Consider the following 17,589-nt stretch of genomic DNA (forward strand, 5'->3'; position numbering starts at 1 on the left):
CCGAGCACGCGACCGCGTAGACCAGAAGGGTCACCGACCGCGAAAGGAGCCGATCATGCACGCATCGGACAAGCTCGCCGCCAACCTCCAGGCCGTCCTGGTGGACCTCGTCGACCTGCACCTGCAGGGCAAGCAGGCCCACTGGAACATCCTCGGACACAACTTCCGCGACCTGCACCTGCAGCTCGACGAGATCGTCGACGCCGCGCGTGAGTTCGCCGACGACACCGCGGAGCGCATGCGCGCCCTCTACGCGATCCCGGACGGCCGCTCGGCCACGGTCGCCGCGGGGACGCACCTCGACGCCTTCCCGGACGGGGAGATCGACACGCACGACGCCATCGACGCGATCACGCTCCGGCTCTACCAGGCCACCGGCACCATGCGCGACGTGCACGACGAGGTCGACGACGAGGACCCGACGACCGCGGACCTGCTCCACGGCTTCATCGAGCGCCTCGAGCAGCTCGCCTGGATGGTCTCGGCCGAGAACCGCGAGCCGCGCACGCCGCTCGCCGCCGCCACGACCCCGGCCGTCGCCGAGGCCTCCGAGCACGAGTAGGGGACGCGACGTGGACCTCGGCATCACCGGCAAGGTCGCGCTCGTCTTCGGTGGCGACTCCGGCATCGGCTGGAACACGGCTCGCATCCTCCTGGCGGAGGGTGCGACCGTGGTCGTCACCGACCTCGACCAGGGACGACTCGACACGAGCGCCGACCAGCTCGAGGCACCGCACGGCAAGCTCTTCGCCTTCGCCGCGGACGTGACGGAGGCCGAGTCCCTCGCCGCGCTGCACGGCAAGGTGCGCGACGCCGTCGGCGAGATCGACATCCTCGTGCAGTCCTCGGGCATCACCGGTGCGCAGGGCATGTTCCACGAGATCGACGAGCAGGGCTGGCTCGACACCATCGACGTCGACCTGATGGGCCCGGTGCGGATCACGCGGGAGTTCATCGGCGACCTCCGGAAGGGCGGCTGGGGTCGCATCGTCTACCTCGTGTCCGAGGACGCCTCGCAGCCCTACGACGACGAGCTCCCCTACTGTGCCGCGAAGGCCGGTGTCCTGTCGTTCGCGAAGGGCCTGTCGCGGTCGTACGCGTCCGAGGGCCTGCTCGTGAACACCGTGAGTCCGGCCTTCATCCACACCCCGATGACCGACGCCATGATGGACAAGCGCGCGAAGGAGCAGGGGACCTCGTTCGACGAGGCGATCTCGAGCTTCCTCGACGAGCAGCGTCCGTACATGGAGCTCGGCCGCCGCGGGGAGCCCGAGGAGGTCGCGAACGTCGTCGCCTTCCTCTGCTCCGAGCTGGCGAGCTTCGTCAACGGGTCGAACTACCGGGTCGACTCCGGCTCGGTCGCCACCATCTAGGAGGACCATGAGCGACTTCCGCTACCTGATCGTCGGAGGCGGGATGGTCGCCGACGCCGCCGCCCGCGGGATCCGCGAGATCGACGCCGACGGCTCGATCGGCATCGTCAGCGAGGAGACCGAACGTCCGTACGCCCGTCCGGCCCTGTCGAAGAAGCTCTGGACCGACCCGGACTTCAGCTGGGACGAGAAGGTCGACCTGCACACCGAGGAGACCGGGGCGACGTTCGTGCTCGGGACCGTCGTGACGGCGATCGACCGCGAGGCGGGGACCGTCACGACGGACGACGGCCAGACCCACGGCTACGAGCGCCTGCTGCTCGCGACCGGTGGGAAACCGCGCAGCCTGCCCGGCCTGTCGCCCTCGTCGCGGGTCCTCGACTTCCGCAGCGCGGACGACTACCGCCGACTCCGCGCCCTCGCGGACGCCGGAGCGCACGTCGCCGTCGTCGGCGGCAGCTACATCGGCACCGAGATCGCCGCGGGCATCGTGCAGAACGGCGCCCGGGTGACCCTGGTGACGCCCGACGAGGTCCTCGGCGGGCACATGTTCCCGGACGACCTCGCCCGGGCCTTCCAGCAGCGCTTCGTCGACCACGGCGTCGAGCTCCGCACCGGACGACGGGTCGACCAGGGCACGGAGTCGGAGGGCGGCGTCAGCCTCACGCTCGACGACGGGTCGGTCCTCGAGGCCGACGCGGTCGTGGCCGGACTCGGCATCGAGCCGCAGACGCAGCTCGCCGCCGACGCGGGTCTGACCGTGCGCGACGGCATCGTGGTGTCGTCGACGCTGGTGACGGACGACGAGTCGGTGTTCGCCGCCGGCGACGTCGCCGAGTACCCGGACCGCATCCTCGGCACGCGCCGGGTCGAGCACGTCGACAACGCCAAGCAGCAGGGCCGGCAGGCAGGCCGGAACCTCGCGGACGCGGACGAGACGTACGACCACACGCCGATGTTCTACTCGAACGTCTTCGACACGGGGTACGAGGCCGTCGGCCAGGTGTCCACCGAGCTGCAGACCGTCGAGGACTGGCAGGAGCCGCTCACCACCGGCGTCGTCTACTACCTGGACGACGACGACACGGTCCGCGGGGTCCTGCTCTGGAACGTCTCCGACAAGACGGACGAGGCCCGCGGGGTGCTCGCCGACGCCAACGGGCTCACCCGGGACATGCTGCCGGGCCGCATCACGCCGTGACCCGCGGATCCTGACGCCGGCGGCCTGGAGGCGCGGCTCGACCCGACGGGGTCGGGTCGCGCCTCCAGGCCGTCGCCGTGTGCGCGGTGCCCGGGTCAGGACCGGTCGCGCACCTCGGGTGCGACGTCGGCGACCACCTCGCGGCGGTCGTCCGGGTCCACGGGGATGTCGTCGCCGTCGGCCATCGCGACCGCGTGCGCGGACTTCGCCCGCTCCAGCTGCTCGTCGTCGCCCTTCGCCATGCCGAAGAGCTCGATGAAGCGCGACTTCACGACCAGCCAGGCATCCTTCGGACCCAGCCGGGCCAGGTCGGACGAGGTCGTGTCGTCGCGCACCCGCTGCAGCGAGCCGACGCCACGGTCGGTGATCCGCCCGTCGACGAGGGCCACCGCGAGGCGGGCCACCGCGTCCGCCTGCGCGTGCATGACCGAGTGGGCGCCGCCGACCACCTCGCGCAGGACCGCGTGCGGGAACACCCGGGCGAGGGACCGCACCCAGTCACGGGGCACCATCGCGTCGTGCTCACCGCGGACGATCAGGGTGCGCGCCCGCACCTCGGCGGCGCGGTCCTCGATCGGGAACGCGATCATCTCCGGCAGCACCTTCCGGAACCAGTGCCAACCGCAGAGCGCGTAGGCGGTGATCCCGTGCCAGCGGACGGCCGCGGGCTCGTGCAGCGACGACCGCAGGAAGCGGAGCGCCGAGATCGGGATGCTCCGGGCGCGGCTGTCGACGACCGGACTGATGAGCACGAGGTCGCGGATGCGCGGGTTGCGCGCGGCGACCTCGGTGACGACCTGGGTGCCCATCGAGTGCCCGACGAGCACCGGGTCCTCGAGCCGCAGCTCGCGGATGACCTGCTCGACCGCGTCGGCGTAGCGCTCGATCGACACGGCACCACGGAAGCGCGGGACCCCGGCGAAGCCCGGCAGGTCGAGGGCGTGCACCGGGCCGTTCTCGTTGAGGTGCGGCGCGAGCCGCTCGTAGTAGGTGGCGGCGATGCCCAGACCGGCGACGAGGACGAACGCACGGTCGCCCGGCTGCCCGATCGAGCTCACCCGGACGTAGGTGCCGTCGACGGCGATCCGGTCGACCTCCACCTGCACGTCGGCGTCCTCGGCACGCGCGAGCGCACCGGCAGGGTCGGGTGCGGGCGGCGGCGTCCGGTCGTCCTGGTCGTCCTGTTCGGTCACGGGGCCTCCTGGGATCGGCGACCTCCCACGGTACCCGCCGTTCAGCCGCCGAACGCGGAAGCGGCCGCGCCGTGCACCCGGGTGGGGACCGCGAACACCGCCCCGGAGTGCGGGTACTGCTCGAGCTGTTCCTCCGTGCTGTTCTCCCGCGCCGTGGCGACGAAGAGCGTCGACGCGTCCGGTCCGCCGAAGGCCACGGAGGTCACGTTCGGCGCGGGCACCTCGACGGTCTCGAGGTGTCGGCCCTCGGCGTCCCAGCGCTCCACCCGGCCGGCGCCGTAGACCGCCGTCCAGAAGCAGCCCTCGTCGTCGCGGACCAGCCCGTCGTGTGCGGCGCCGCTGACGAAGGGCTCGAGTTCGCCGAGCACGCCGTCGGGGCCGTACGAGCCGCGGTAGATCGTCGAGGTGCTCGTGTCCGTGACGTACATCACGCTGCCGTCCGCCGACCACTCGATGCCGTTGGTCACACCGAAGCCCCCGCGGAGCACGCGCGTCGTACCGTCGGGCTCGACCGAGTACAGCGCTCCGGCCGGGTCCTGGTCGGAGAGGTCCATGCTGCCGACGAGGAACCGACCGAAGGGGTCGCACTTGCCCTCGTTGAACCGCATCTCGGTGGTCGCGTGCCGCACCCGCACCAGCTCGCGCTCGACGACGCCGCGCTCGTCGGTGAGCACGACCGTGTCGCCCAACGCCACGACGAACCCGCCGGCGGCGCGTGGCTGGAAGCTCGCCAGGGGCGGCGGCAGTGCGACGCTCGACTCGACCGTGCCGTCCGCGCGGGCGGTGGTGAGCAGGCCCAGGTTGATGTCGGTCCAGCGGAGCCGTTCGGCGGTCGGGTCCCAGACGATGCTCTCGGCGAGGACCGCCTGCTCGTCGCAGAAGACGGTCACGGGCCCGGTCACGGCGTCGGTGTGCATGTCCTTCCGTCTACCGGGGCCGGCGTGCACGACCTGCCAGCGAAATTCGGCGGACTCGGTCGGACCGCGGGGGCCGGAGACCGCCCGAGACACCGGCGTCGGACGGAGACGCCTTCATCCCGGCGAGACGCCGTCGGATCCGGCGGCGCCTCGACGACTCGGGTGCGTCCGGTACCGACGCCGGCGTCTCACAGCGGTCCACACGGACCGACGCCGGCGTCTCGCGCGAACCGCACCGACCGACGCGGGCTCGGGTCAGAGGCGCGCGAACCGGGCGCGGAAGAAGCTGTAGACGCCGTACGCCAGGAACCCGATGCCGACCGCGACGAGCACCACCGATCCGGCGGGCAGGTCGCGCAGCGCGTCGAACGCCCCGTCGAGCCCCGTCGCCTGGTCCGGGTCGCTCCGGACGCCGGCGACGACGATCAGCACCCCGACGACCGCGACGGCGATCCCCTTGCCGACGTACCCGACGGTCCCGAGCACGGTCACGGCACGGTCGAGGGGCTGCCGCGGCCGGACGAGCTGCTTCCAGAAGGAGCGACGGCACCCCTGCACGACCAGGGCCGCACCGATCGCGATCGCCACCGCACCGACGGCGATCAGCAGGAACACCCCGCCGGGCGTCGCGAGGGCCTCTGCCGCCGCGCTCCGGGTCGACCCGCTGGAGTTCGTGCCGGCCCCGAGCGCGAACGACCCGGCCGAGTACGAGACGACGCCGTAGACGACCGCCTTGCCGACGTCCTTCGCCCGTGCCGCCCACCCGCGGGCGCTGTCGGACCGGCCGCCGACGACCGCCTCGAGCAGGAGCCGCAGGGCCAGCGCTGCGGTGCCGACGGCGACGACCCAGAGCAGGGCCACGCCTCCGGGGACCTCGGCGAGCTGCCGCAGCGCTCCCGACTGGTCCGTCTCGCTGCCCCCGGACGCGTTCCCGATCCCGAGGAGCACGACGAGGTACCCGATCAGCAGGTGGACCACACCGCTGCCGACGTACCCGGCCCGCGCCGTCAGCTCGAACCACCTGCTGTCGGCGACACGCTTCGCCTGTCGTCCGGTCTCGCGTGCTGCTCGTTCCGCCTGGTCGCTCATCCCTTCGAGCGTGCCCGACGCACGGACCGCTGTCCGCAGCGGGGCGCACCGCGTGTCGGGACGAGCGCCGGACGGGAGGCAGGTGGCGGACGGCCACGCGCCTCCCCGTCCGGTGTCAATCACCCTTCACGTTGACGACCTGCCGCAGCGTGTGCCGGACCGTCACCAGGTCGACGGCATCCGCCATGACCTGGTCGATGGGCTTGTAGGCCGCGGGGATCTCGTCGAGGAACGCGTCCGTGTCGCGGTACTCGATCCCCGCCATCGCCTCGCGCAGCTGCTCGTGGGTGAAGGTCCTCCGGGCAGCGGACCGCGAGAACAGCCGACCGGCGCCGTGCGGCGAGGACTCGAGCGACGGCTTGTCACCGAGCCCCTCGACGACGTAGGAAGCGGTCCCCATCGATCCCGGGATGAGACCGGGCTGCCCCGCCTTCGCCTGGATGGCGCCCTTCCGGGACACCCACACGCTCTTGCCCCAGTGCGTCTCACGCTGGGTGAAGTTGTGGTGGCAGTTGATCCGCTCCTGCTCGTCCACCGGCTGGCCGAGCACCTCGGACAGCTGCCGGACGACCCGGTCCATCATCTCCTCGCGGTTGAGGAGCGCGAAGTGCTGCGCCCACCGGAGCTCGGCGATGTAGCGGTCGAACTCCGGGGTGCCCTCGACGAGGTAGGCCAGGTCGGGGTCCGGCAGCTCGATCCACCAGCGCTGCATCATCCGCTTGGCGACGGCGATGTGCCGCTGGGCGATCTTGTTGCCGACGCCGCGCGACCCGGAGTGCAGGAAGAGCCAGACCCGGTCCTGCTCGTCGAGCGAGACCTCGATGAAGTGGTTGCCCGAGCCGAGCGTGCCGAGCTGGTTCCGCCAGCCGCCGTGTGCTCCGGCCGGGTCGAACCCGGCGGCCGCGGCCATCGCCTCGAGCTCGGCGATCCGCGGCTCGGCGGTGGCGACGACCTTCCGGTTCGACGCCCCGGCGGACAGCGGGACCGCGCGCTCGATCTGCTCGCGGAGGGGCTGCAGGTCGGCGGGCAGGTCCGCGGCAGCGAACTGCGTGCGCACCGCGATCATGCCGCAGCCGATGTCGACGCCGACGGCCGCCGGCATGACGGCGCCGAGGGTCGGGATCACGGAGCCGACGGTGGCGCCGAGACCGAGGTGCGCGTCGGGCATCAGCGCGAGGTGCGGGAACACGAACGGCATCCGGGCCGTCGTGCGGGCCTGCTGCTCGGTGTTCTCCTCGAGCATCGAGGCCCAGCTGAGCAATCGGTCGTTGATCTTCTCCACGGTGTTCGTCCTTCGTCGTGACGGTCATCGACGGCCGGGCGGCCGTCGTGGTGACGGCCGGGCGGCCGTCGTGGTGACGGTCCGGGGCGGACGGATCCTGCGCCTCCGGCTCGGTGCAGTGCACCTGTGGAGGAACGACGGGAGGGACGCCCCGGGCCGGGTGGGCACGGGACGTCGGGGGACGGCGCGTGCCTACGCGGGTTCGCGGAGGGACGGGTTCGCGTACTGCACCGCGGGCAGCACGACGAGCGCATCGAGCTGGTGCTCGAGGCGGCTGCTGTGCTGCTGGGCGTGCATCGCGGTCCCTCCGTGGGTGCCCGGGGCGGGCGATCCTGCCCGACGGGCAGGAGGACCGACAGTAGTGCGACACGCCAGGGCCGCACAACTCACCCGGGCGTGTCGCGGTTCTCCCGGCCGTTCCTGCACGGTCGGGAGGCACACCACGACCGTCCACAGCGGGGTACGCCCGGCTGATGGTCGCCCCGCCGGGCCGGGCAGGCTGGTGGTATGACCGAACGGACCCGCGACACCCCCGACGCGAACGACAACGAGGAGCGCACCGACGGCTACGTGCCGCTCCGCTCCTACGGAGCCATCGGTGACGGCCGCACGGTCGCGCTCGTCGCACGCGACGGCCGGATCGACTGGCTGCCGATCCCCTCGATGGACTCCCCACCGGTCTTCGCGAGCATCCTCGACGCCGAGCACGGGGGGCACATCGCACTCCGTCCCACCGGCGACGCCAGCGTCGAGCGCGAGTACCTGCCGGGCACGAACGTGCTCGTCACGACGTGGACGACCGACAGCGGGTCCTGCACGGTCACGGACGCGATGGTCACCGGCGTCGCCGGTCGGCTGCCGTGGGCCGAGATCGGCCGCTGCGTGCAGGGTGTCTCCGGCAACGTCGAGATGGAGTGGGCGGTCGTCCCCGGCACCCTGCTGAACACGGCGGAGCCGCGACGCATCGACACGGCCAACGGCACGGTGATCGGTATCGACGGCGTGACCATCGGCATCGTGCAGCACGGCTTCGAGCCCGTGCACGACGACGGGCCTCGGTTCTCCGGACGCTTCACCACCAACGAGGGGTCGAAGTCGATCCTGACGATCGTCGGTACCGAGAACGAGCCGATCTTCATGCCCGAGCCGGAGCGCACGCTCGACGCGGTCGACCGGACGATCGAGAACTGGTCGACCTGGTCGGAGACCTTCTCGTACGACGGCCCGTGGGCCGACGCCGTGCAGCGCAGTGCGCTCGCGCTGAAGCTGCTCATCTACTCGCCCACGGGTGCGATCGCGGCGGCGCCGACGACGAGCCTGCCCGAGGACCGCACGGGCGGCAAGAACTGGGACTACCGGTTCGCCTGGGTCCGCGACCTGTCGTACACCGTGCACGCCCTCACCCGCTTCGGGCTCCGCGAGGAGACGCACGCGGCGGTGTCCTGGGTGATGCGGACCATCGCCGAGCACGACGAGACCATGCCGATCTTCTACGACCTGAACGGCGAGAAGACCGACGGCGTCGAGGAGCGCGACGTCCCCGGGTGGAACGGCATCGGTCCGGTGACGATCGGCAACCGTGCGGGCGACCAGCTGCAGCTCGGTGTCTGGGGCGACGTCTTCGAGATCCTCCGCCAGTACGTCAAGGCGGGCAACGTGCTCGACCGCCAGACCGCGAGCGTGCTCGAGCGGCTCGCGGACGACGCCTGCCACCGATGGCCCGAGCAGGACTCCGGTATGTGGGAGCTCCAGGAGGCGCAGCACTACGTGTCGAGCAAGGTCGGGTGCTGGCAGGCGCTCGACGCTGCGGTGGAGCTCCACGACGCCGGCATGATCGACGGACCGCGCGAGAAGTGGATCGAGAACCGCGAGCTCATCGAGCAGTGGGTCGCCGAACACGGGTGGGACGAGGAGCGCGGGTACTACGTGATGTACCCGGGGTCCGACGCGATCGACACCTCGATCCTGCTGCACGCGATGTCGTCGTTCGACCGCGGCCCGCGCATGGCGTCGACCATCCGCGCGATCGAGGAACAGCTGCAGCACGGCCCCCTGGTCTACCGGTACTCCGGCATGGACCAGGAGGAGTCGCCCTTCGTCGCGTGCTCGTTCTGGCTCGCGGCCGCCATGGCGTGCACCGGTCGGGTGGACGATGCCCGTTCCCTGATGGACGACATGGTGGCGCAGGCGAACGACGTCGGCCTGTTCAGCGAGATGCTCAGCGCCGAGGACGGGGCGTTCATGGGCAACATCCCGCAGGGGCTGTCCCACCTCGCGCTCATCCAGGCGGCGCTGACGATCGAGGAGGTCGCCGCCGAGTCGTGAACCGGGCGCGGACCCGGTCGGGCGGGTCAGTGGTGCCCGCCCGACCGCGACGGTCGTACGCTGCTCAGCCCAGGGTGATCGCCACGAGGCCGGCGACCCCGACCAGGTAGAGCACGACCACGACGAACGAGTCGACGCCCATGCCGATGATCCGCCGCCCCGGCCGGAACACCAGGCCGACCGCGTAGACCAGCGTCAGCAGCGCGGCGAGGGCCGTCAGGTACACGTCACTCGCGTTCGCCTGCGGCAGCACCGCCTTGCCGGACAGCACCGTGGCGACCAGGAACAGCACCGGCAGGAACGCGTTGCCGCCGAAGATGTCCGACATCGCGAGGTTGTCGTCGCCTTGCCGGACGGCCTGGATGCCGGTGGAGATCTCCGGCAGGCTCGTGGCGAGGGCCAGCACCGTGGCGCCGAAGAGCACCCCGGACAGCCCGATCTGCTCCGACGCCGCATCACCCGCACGTTCGAGGACGACACCGGCGACCAGCGTCGCGAGGGCCGACACCGTGAAGACGACCGCCGCCTTCCGGGTGCTCATCCGCGGTGGGTCCTGCTTCCGTGTCCGGTGCCCCGACGCGTGCGGTGACGCGTCGGGCGCCCGGCCGTCCTGGTGCCACGGCAACCCCTTGCCGGCGCGCTGCACGAGCAGGAGCCCGACGACCCAGATGGCTGCGATGAGCACCACGTCCGGTGTGAGTCGTGCGACCACGAGGTCGGGCGGGAGCTGACTGCCGGCCACGACCACGGCGAGCACCGCGACGACGACGACCGCCTCGAGCACGAGGGTCAGCGACGCAGCACGGTGGGTGAGCGGCCGCACCCCCTTGCCCCGTCGGCCGAAGGCGTCGAGGATCGCGATCACGACGGTCTGCAGGGCGATGCCACCGAGGATGTTGCCGGCAGCGACCTCGATGTTGCCGGACAGGCCCGCGCTGACCGTGATGGCGATCTCGGGCAGGTTCGTCGCGACGGCCAGGACGATGAGCCCGCCGAGCGCGCTCCCGAGGTGCAGCCGGTCGTCGAGGACGTCGGTGGTCTTCGAGAGCTGGATGCCTGCGACCCAGATCACCGCGGCACCGGCCACGAAGATCACGACGAGCATCCAGAGCGGCAGGGATCCCATGCCCTCACCGTGGCCCCCGGCGGCCGCGACCGCTCCGAGGTGTGCGCCGAACGGCTCGACGGCGACCGGCCAGCGTGGACGGCCGCTGAGCACACCGTCGGCGGTGCGGCGCATGATGGACGGGCGATGAACGACGTCGATGCACGGATGGACCGGCTGCGGCGAGCCGCCCGGTACCGGTACCAGCAGCTCGTGGACAGCGAGATCGAACGCGGCTCCCTCGACCCGGACGAGGTCCGCGAGGAACGACGCCTGCTCCGGCTGCAGGACGTCGAACGGCACGCTCGTGCCCGCATCGAGGAGGCCGAGCGCCGCGGGGTCTTCGAGGGGAACCCGTACCACGGCAAACCGCTGCCGGGGAACGACGGACGGCACGACCCCGACTGGTGGATCAAGGCGAAGATCGAGCGTGAGGACATCCGCGGCATCGCCCCGCCGGCGCTGGCGCTGCGGACCGAGGACGCCGAGCTCGACGACCACCTCGACGCGCTCACGACCGAGGACGACGTCCGCGCGGTCCTCGTCGACTTCAACGCCCGCGTCAAGGAGGCCCGACGGCAGCTGCTCGGCGGACCGCCGGTCGTCACGCCGATGCGCGACGTCGACGTCGAGGTGGAGCGGTGGCGCGAGCGGCGGGACGCCCGCCGCGCCGCGGACGAGCGGGCGGCCGCCGACCGTGCGGCTGCGGAGCAGGCGGCACGGCCGCGTCGGTGGTGGCGTCGGGCGTGACCTGGGCAGCACGAGGCGCGCACCGTGTCCTCGTCCGCCGTGCCGGACCGCGGCCGGTGTCGCGGCGCTGGGCCGTGCCTCCAGGCCGACCCGATCGACCGCACCCGCCTGCGCTGCCGGCCCGGACGTGCAGAAGGCGCCGCTCCCGTGGTGGGGAGCGGCGCCTTCTCGTGGTGGTGCCGGTGCGGTGGTGTGCCGCGGGGTGTTACTTGATCTGCGCGGTGATGGTCGCGGTGCCGACGAGCAGCCCGCCCTTGACGGCGTCGGTCTTGAAGGTGCCGTTGAGCAGCTTCGCGGCGTCGTCGGAGACGTGGACGGTGGTGCCGGTCAGGATGGCGTTGTCACCCTCGAGCTGCAGCGGCTTGAGCGTGCCACCGTGCAGCGAGAACAGGTAGGCGTTCGACGCGGCGACCTCGCCGTTGACGAGGACGTCACCGTAGAGCTTCGACGAGCCCGGGTTCACGACGAAGTTCTCGAGCGTGACCGTGGTGTCGCCGGCCTTGAGGGTCAGACCGGAACCGTTGTGGTCCAGCAGGCCCTGCACGTAGGGGCGGTAGTTGCCGTCCGGGCTCCAGTAGGTGACCGAGCCAGCGGTGATCGGGAACGACACGGAGCCGTCCTCGAGCTTCGCGTCGCCGGAGACGCCCGGGGTCAGCCCGAGGGAGGTGAGGGCGTCGGTGAAGCCCTTGTCGAGTGCGACGGCGGTGTTGCCACCCTTGACCTCGGGGACCGATGCGACCGGGGCCGGGATCTTCGAGGCCTCGGACGAGGACGAGACCGTCTGCACGTTCGGGGTCGCGGCGTTCGCCGTGCTGATGCCGAACGCGGCACCACCGAGGACGAGGGCGCCGGTGGTGGCGAGGGTGATCGAGGTCTTCATGGACTTGCGCATGAGTGGGTTCCTTCCGTTGTCGCGCTCGGCGCGATTCCCTGTGTGCGCGCCGAACACACCCCGAAGAGGGGTGGAGAACCAGCTACTTGCGGCTGGTGAGCGCTCCGGGTGTTTCCCGGCTGATGCAAGGGATTCGGGGCCCTCGCCCGATCGGATTGGACGAAGTTCCTGGGGAACTCCGGCCCCCTGCTCCGTAGCGTGGAGACATGGCCCCCGTACACATCCCGAGCACCGACCGGATCCGGGCGATCGACGCCTGGTGGCGCGCCGCGAACTACCTCACCGTCGGGCAGATCTACCTCCTCGACAACCCACTGCTCACCCGTCCCATCGACCCGGACGACGTGAAGCCGCGCCTGCTCGGGCACTGGGGCACCTCCCCCGCGCTGAACCTCGTCTACGCGCACTGCAACGCGCTCATCGCCGAGACCGACCGCGACCTCCTCTACGTGTGCGGGCCCGGGCACGGTGGCCCCGCGATGAACGCGAACGCCTGGCTCGAGGGGACCTGGGGCGAGCTGTACCCGGACATCACGCCGGACCCCGAGGGGCTCCGGAAGTTCTTCAAGCAGTTCTCGTTCCCGGGCGGCATCCCGTCCCACGCCGCCCCGGAGACGCCCGGATCCATCCACGAGGGCGGCGAGCTCGGCTACTCGCTCGCGCACGCGTACGGCGCGGCGCTCGACAACCCGGACCTCGTCGTGGCGTGCGTCGTCGGTGACGGCGAGGCCGAGACCGGTCCCCTGTCCGGCTCCTGGCAGGCGCACACCTTCCTCGACCCGGTGTCCGACGGGGCCGTGCTGCCGATCCTCAACCTCAACGGCTGGAAGATCGCGAACCCGACCGTCCTCGCGCGCATCCCCGACGAGGACCTCACCGCGTACTTCCGTGGCCTCGGGTACGAGCCGATCGTCGTCGACTCCGCACGCGTGGACCACGACCCGTTCGCGGTGCACGCGCTGTTCGACGGTGCCCTCCGCCGCGCGCTCGCGAGCATCGACGACATCCAGGCCGCCGCTCGGGCCCAGGCCGAACGGGCCGCAGCCGGACAGCCGGCAGGCGCAGCCGACCTGCGTCCGCGCTGGCCGATGATCGTGCTCCGTACCCCGAAGGGCTGGACCGGCCCGCAGGAGGTCGACGGCGAGCGCGTCGAGGGCACCTTCCGCGCCCACCAGGTCCCGCTGCCGGCCGTGCGCGAGGACGCCGGACACCGCGAGCAGCTCGAGGAATGGATGCGGAGCTACCGCCCGGACGAGCTGTTCGACGCCGACGGCCAGCCGACCGGGATCCTCACGACCATCCGGCCGCAGGGCGACCTCCGCATGAGCGCCACGCCGCACGCCAACGGCGGGCGCATCCGCACCGCGCTCGACCGTCCGCCGCTCGAGCCGTACGCGGTCCCCGTCGGCGAGGACGCCAGCTCGACCGCGACCCTCGGGCCGTGGCTCGCTGAGCTGACCTCGCGGAACGGGTCGTCCTTCCGCCTGTTCGGTCCCGACGAGACGGTGTCGAACAAGCTCGACGCCGTGTTCGACGTGACCTCCCGGGTGTGGCGTGCCCGTCGCGCGGCCGGTGACGAGCACCTCGGCGCTCGTGGCCGGGTCATCGAGGTCCTGTCGGAGCACCTGCTCGAGGGGATGCTCGAGGGCTACGTGCTCACCGGCCGCCACGGACTGCTCAACACCTACGAGGCGTTCGCGCACATCATCGACTCGATGGTCGGGCAGTACGCGAAGTGGCTCGAGTCGTCGACCGACATCGACTGGCGCGCGCCCGTGTCGAACCTGTCGATCCTGCTGTCGTCGCACGTGTGGCGGCAGGACCACAACGGCTTCTCGCACCAGGACCCGGGCTTCCTCGACGTCGTCGCCTCGAAGCAGCAGGACCTCGTGCGCATCAAGCTCCCGGCGGACGCGAACACCCTGCTCGCCGTGGCAGCGCACGCGTTCGAGACCACGGACCGCATCGAGGTGATCGTCGCCGGGAAGCACCCCGAGCCGGTCTTCCTGTCCCTCGAGGACGCCGTCGCGCACGCGGCTGCCGGGCTCGGCGTCTGGGACTGGGCCGGCACCGAGCAGACGGTCGGACGCGCCGACGTGCTCCTCGCGAGCGCCGGTGACGTGCCGACGGTCGAGGCCGTCGCCGCCGCGGACATCATCCGGAAGCACGCGCCCGAGGTCGGGGTCCGCTTCGTGAACGTCGTGGACCTGCTGTCCCTCGGCGACCCGCGGAAGCACGAGCACCCGGTCAGCGACGAGCGCTACGACGAGGTCTTCCTGCCCGGCACGCCGACGGTGTTCGCCTTCCACGGCTACCCGTCGCTCGTGCACCAGCTGACGTACCGCCGGAACGGCCACGACGACCTGCACGTGCACGGCTTCCTCGAGCAGGGCACCACCACGTCGCCGTTCGACATGCTCATGCTGAACGAGATGGACCGCTTCTCGCTGGCGCACGACGCACTGTCGCGGGTCGACGCCGACGCGCACGCTGACCTGCTCGCGAAGCTCACCGAGGCGCGGGACGCCGCGCGGACCTTCGCCTACTCGAAGGGCGAGGACCACCCGTCGCTGTCGGGCTGGGAGTTCCGAGGGTGGCCGCAGGACGAGCCGACCGACGGCGGGACCGGGGGCGACCCGGGCGCCGGCGAGACGGAGGGCGCCGCACCCGGCAACTGACGTCCCGCGTCTCCTGCACGCTCCTCCTGCACAGCCTGGAGGCGCTGCGAACCGTCCACAGGACCGGTCACGCCCGTCGCGTGGCCGGTCCTGTGCCGTGAGGCTCGGGGCATGGACGTCGGATGGGTGAGCGCGGTGGTCGCGCTGGTCGGGGCTGCAGTGGCCGCCGCGAGCGTCGTCGTGACCGTGGTCGAGGGGCGGCGGACGCGGCGGAATACCGAGTTCTCGGTGCACCGGGACTTGTGGTGGCAGCGTTGGACGTGGGTGGTGGAGCGAGCGCTCTCGCGGGACCCGGACGACCACGACGCGGCGGCGCTCATGACGTACGCGCTGACGACGCGCTCGTGGGTCACCGAGGACGACGAGTGGGTCGTGTGGGCCGTCCAACATGCCGAGCGCCGCCGCTTCCGTGACCGGAGGACACGCGACCGAGAAGGAGGACGATCCCGATGATCACCGACGAACCCGACGACCTGTTCAAACGACGCCTGGACATGATGGAGCGCATCTACCGGTCGCTCTGCGCGCATCCGCACTACGGCCCGCTCATGGCCGAGCAGAACGAGGCCGAGCTGATCGAGGACCTCCGACAGGAGTGGCGGGAGCGCCAGGAACGTGCCCGCCACCGAGCGTCAGAGCACGAGACCGCCGACACCGCGAGTTGACGTGCCAGGCTGGGCACGTGCAGGACCTCGTCATCCCCGCTCCGGACCAGCCCACGCTGCCGACCACGGCCGGCGGTCGGTTCCCCGTCCGTCGGGTGTACTGCGTCGGTCGCAACTACGCAGCCCACGCCCGGGAGATGGGCCATGACCCTGACCGCGAGCCGCCGTTCTTCTTCACGAAGCCGGCCAGCGCCCTGGTCACCGACGGCGCCGACACCCCCTACCCGCCGGGTACGGACCGTCTCGAGCACGAGGTCGAACTCGTCGTCGCGCTCGGTCGTGGCGGGTCGGACGTCGCCGTGACGGACGCCCTCGACCTGGTGTGGGGCTACGGAGTGGGCATCGACCTGACGCGTCGCGACGTGCAGGCCGAGGCCAAGCGGCTCGGTCGGCCGTGGGACCTGGCGAAGGGCTTCGACGCCTCGGCCCCGGTCGGGACGCTCGTCCCGGCCGCCGGGGTCGACCCGACCACCGGTGCGATCAGCCTCCGCGTGGACGACGCACTGCGACAGTCGGGCGACCTGGCCGACCAGGTCTGGTCGGTCGCCGAGACGATCGCCGAGCTCTCGCGGTGGGTGACCCTCGCCCCGGGTGACCTGCTGTTCACCGGGACCCCGGACGGCGTCGGGCCGCTGCAGCGCGGCCAGGTCGTCACCGGCTTCGTCGCCGAGGTCGGGACGGTGACGACCCGCATCGTCTGACCTCCGGGCGCGGTCGGACGGTGCGCGACCACGCACCGCTGGGAACGTCCGCAGCCCCGGGGCGTACACCGGTCGGTGACGCCGGGGGACCATCGGCGCCAGACCACGGGACACCGCGAGCGTGCTCGACGCCGAGCGCGCCGGGCACGGGTGCGTGTCCCGACCGAGGAGGTGCGCCGTGCAGGAACACGACCTGCTCGCGACGTCCTGGACCTGGGCGGGCGACGAGCCGATCGCCGACCGGGTCCGAGCCGTCGGGGATGCCGGGTTCTCCGGCCTGTCACTGTCGCTGGACGACCTCCACGAGGTGCGGGCGACGACCGGGTTCACGGCACTGCGACGTGCCCTCGACCGAGCCGGGATCGTCTGGGTGCAGCTCGGCCCCCTCGACCGCTGGTGGAGCCACGGCGGACGCTCGACGGACGACGAGGCCGACCGTGGGGTCGTGCTCGAAGCGGCAGCGACCCTCGGCGCCTGGCAGGTCGTCGTCCGTGCCGACACCGGTGTCCACCCGGTCACGCCAGCGGCGATGACCGCGGACTTCGTCGACCTCGCCGCGCAGGCCGAGAAGGTCGGTGCCCGCCTGGTCCTCGAACCGGAGCCCTGGTCGAACCTGCCCACCGTCGAGCGGGCATCGCGCTTCGTCGCCGCGGCCGGCCACCCGAACGCCGGGCTGCTCCTGGACGCCATGCACACGCTGCGCGGCGGCTCCACACTCGCCTCGATCGCCCAGGGCGTCGCGCCGGAGGTGCTCGCCGCGGTGGAGCTCAGCGACGGCCTGCTGCACACCCCGTCCGGACTCACCCTCGCCGAGGAGTCCCGCAGTGCCCGACACCTGCCGGGATCGGGCGCATGGGACCTGCCCGGGCTCGTCCGCGTGCTCCGGGGGCTCGGACACGAGGAGCCCTGGGGTGTCGAGGTCCGGACGGCCGCGCACCGGGCGATGCCCCTGGCCGACGCGCTCCGGACCGCAGTGGCCGCGACCCGGGCCGTGCTCGACGCCGCGGACGCCGCGGACGAGCCCGCTGCCCCGGCGATGCCGACCACGCCTGCCCCGACCTCCGCCGTCGACTTCGACGCCGCCCCACCTCCGCTCGATCGACCGGTGCCCCGGACCGACGCGGGTACAGGCGCACCCGCGTAGCGTCGGGCGCATGAAGGATCACGCAGCAGACGACGACCTCCTCCGGCGCTCGCAGGAGTCCATCGACGAGGCCAAGGCGGCAGCCGCCGAGGTCGACCTGCCCGAGCAGGAGGACCTGATCGACGAGGACCTGCCCGCCGCGGACACCGCGAAGCCCGCCGACGGTCCCGCGCCGGCCGCCTGAACGGGCCTGCCGAGGACCACAGGAGACCGTCCGGGAGCCGAGCTCCCGGACGGTCTCCTCGTGTCCGCAGCGGCTCTGCAGGAAGAAATC

General features: G+C 72.0%; 17 protein-coding genes. 11 read left to right on the forward strand and 6 right to left on the reverse strand.

The genetic code is table 11. From position 1 onward, the window contains the following. Nucleotides 1-55: 55 nt before the first annotated feature. The 3 genes from JOD95_RS07750 to JOD95_RS07760 are packed head-to-tail and all read left to right on the forward strand — an operon-like array spanning nucleotide 56 to nucleotide 2,574. Entirely contained in the window at nucleotides 56-562 is a 507-nt protein-coding gene (locus tag JOD95_RS07750; RefSeq protein ID WP_126891959.1) for a Dps family protein, read from the forward strand. A 10-nt stretch (nucleotides 563-572) separates the two neighbouring features. Continuing rightward, on the forward strand, nucleotides 573-1,373 hold the full coding sequence (locus JOD95_RS07755; protein WP_209684275.1) for an SDR family NAD(P)-dependent oxidoreductase: 801 nt from the start codon (nucleotides 573-575) through the stop codon (nucleotides 1,371-1,373). Nucleotides 1,374-1,380: 7 nt separating this feature from the next. Continuing rightward, entirely contained in the window at nucleotides 1,381-2,574 is a 1,194-nt protein-coding gene (locus JOD95_RS07760; protein WP_209684277.1) for an NAD(P)/FAD-dependent oxidoreductase, read from the forward strand. A gap of 95 nt (nucleotides 2,575-2,669) precedes the next feature. Here JOD95_RS07760 and JOD95_RS07765 read toward each other — a convergent pair whose 3' ends face one another. The 4 genes from JOD95_RS07765 to JOD95_RS07780 all read right to left on the reverse strand — a co-directional run bounded on the left by JOD95_RS07765 (nucleotide 2,670) and on the right by JOD95_RS07780 (nucleotide 7,055). After that, complete coding sequence (locus JOD95_RS07765) at nucleotides 2,670-3,767, reverse strand: alpha/beta fold hydrolase (RefSeq protein WP_209684279.1); 1,098 nt, start codon at nucleotides 3,765-3,767, stop codon at nucleotides 2,670-2,672. A 41-nt stretch (nucleotides 3,768-3,808) separates the two neighbouring features. Further along, a complete protein-coding gene (locus tag JOD95_RS07770; RefSeq protein ID WP_209684281.1) occupies nucleotides 3,809-4,684 on the reverse strand; it encodes an SMP-30/gluconolactonase/LRE family protein in 876 nt (291 codons plus the stop codon). 255 nt (nucleotides 4,685-4,939) lie between these two features. Further along, the gene (locus JOD95_RS07775; RefSeq protein WP_209684283.1) at nucleotides 4,940-5,773 is read right to left on the reverse strand and encodes a DUF1206 domain-containing protein; all 834 of its coding nucleotides are present in this window, start codon (nucleotides 5,771-5,773) and stop codon (nucleotides 4,940-4,942) included. A gap of 115 nt (nucleotides 5,774-5,888) precedes the next feature. After that, nucleotides 5,889-7,055, reverse strand: a complete 1,167-nt coding sequence (locus JOD95_RS07780) for an RtcB family protein (protein ID WP_209684285.1) — start codon at nucleotides 7,053-7,055, stop codon at nucleotides 5,889-5,891. Nucleotides 7,056-7,562: 507 nt separating this feature from the next. Between JOD95_RS07780 and JOD95_RS07785 the strand changes: the two genes are divergently transcribed. Continuing rightward, nucleotides 7,563-9,380 (forward strand): glycoside hydrolase family 15 protein, encoded by a 1,818-nt coding sequence (locus tag JOD95_RS07785; RefSeq protein ID WP_209684287.1) that lies wholly within the window; start codon nucleotides 7,563-7,565, stop codon nucleotides 9,378-9,380. A 64-nt stretch (nucleotides 9,381-9,444) separates the two neighbouring features. Here JOD95_RS07785 and JOD95_RS07790 read toward each other — a convergent pair whose 3' ends face one another. After that, nucleotides 9,445-10,620 (reverse strand): sodium:calcium antiporter, encoded by a 1,176-nt coding sequence (locus JOD95_RS07790; protein WP_245171625.1) that lies wholly within the window; start codon nucleotides 10,618-10,620, stop codon nucleotides 9,445-9,447. Nucleotides 10,621-10,632: 12 nt separating this feature from the next. Here JOD95_RS07790 and JOD95_RS07795 point away from each other — a divergent pair, with 12 nt between their 5' ends. Then, a complete protein-coding gene (locus tag JOD95_RS07795; protein ID WP_209684288.1) occupies nucleotides 10,633-11,235 on the forward strand; it encodes a DUF1992 domain-containing protein in 603 nt (200 codons plus the stop codon). 205 nt (nucleotides 11,236-11,440) lie between these two features. Here JOD95_RS07795 and JOD95_RS07800 read toward each other — a convergent pair whose 3' ends face one another. Next, nucleotides 11,441-12,127, reverse strand: a complete 687-nt coding sequence (locus JOD95_RS07800; protein WP_209684290.1) for a hypothetical protein — start codon at nucleotides 12,125-12,127, stop codon at nucleotides 11,441-11,443. A gap of 206 nt (nucleotides 12,128-12,333) precedes the next feature. Here JOD95_RS07800 and JOD95_RS07805 point away from each other — a divergent pair, with 206 nt between their 5' ends. The 6 genes from JOD95_RS07805 (at nucleotide 12,334) to JOD95_RS07830 (ending at nucleotide 17,499) form a co-directional block, all read left to right on the forward strand. Continuing rightward, the gene (locus tag JOD95_RS07805; protein WP_209684292.1) at nucleotides 12,334-14,805 is read left to right on the forward strand and encodes a phosphoketolase; all 2,472 of its coding nucleotides are present in this window, start codon (nucleotides 12,334-12,336) and stop codon (nucleotides 14,803-14,805) included. A gap of 111 nt (nucleotides 14,806-14,916) precedes the next feature. Then, nucleotides 14,917-15,258, forward strand: a complete 342-nt coding sequence (locus JOD95_RS07810) for a hypothetical protein (RefSeq protein ID WP_209684294.1) — start codon at nucleotides 14,917-14,919, stop codon at nucleotides 15,256-15,258. Next, nucleotides 15,255-15,470 carry a hypothetical protein gene (locus JOD95_RS07815; RefSeq protein ID WP_209684296.1) on the forward strand — a complete coding sequence of 72 codons (216 nt, stop codon included), beginning with the start codon at nucleotides 15,255-15,257 and terminating at the stop codon, nucleotides 15,468-15,470. The genes JOD95_RS07810 and JOD95_RS07815 overlap by 4 nt, the downstream gene beginning before the upstream one ends. Before the next feature lie 17 nt (nucleotides 15,471-15,487). Next, complete coding sequence (locus JOD95_RS07820; RefSeq protein WP_209684298.1) at nucleotides 15,488-16,171, forward strand: fumarylacetoacetate hydrolase family protein; 684 nt, start codon at nucleotides 15,488-15,490, stop codon at nucleotides 16,169-16,171. Between the two features lie 178 nt (nucleotides 16,172-16,349). Then, a complete protein-coding gene (locus JOD95_RS07825) occupies nucleotides 16,350-17,315 on the forward strand; it encodes a sugar phosphate isomerase/epimerase family protein (protein ID WP_209684300.1) in 966 nt (321 codons plus the stop codon). 10 nt (nucleotides 17,316-17,325) lie between these two features. Next, nucleotides 17,326-17,499, forward strand: a complete 174-nt coding sequence (locus tag JOD95_RS07830; RefSeq protein ID WP_209684302.1) for a hypothetical protein — start codon at nucleotides 17,326-17,328, stop codon at nucleotides 17,497-17,499. Nucleotides 17,500-17,589 lie beyond the last annotated feature (90 nt).

The organism is Curtobacterium sp. 1310, assembly GCF_017834105.1.
GTDB lineage: Bacteria > Actinomycetota > Actinomycetes > Actinomycetales > Microbacteriaceae > Curtobacterium.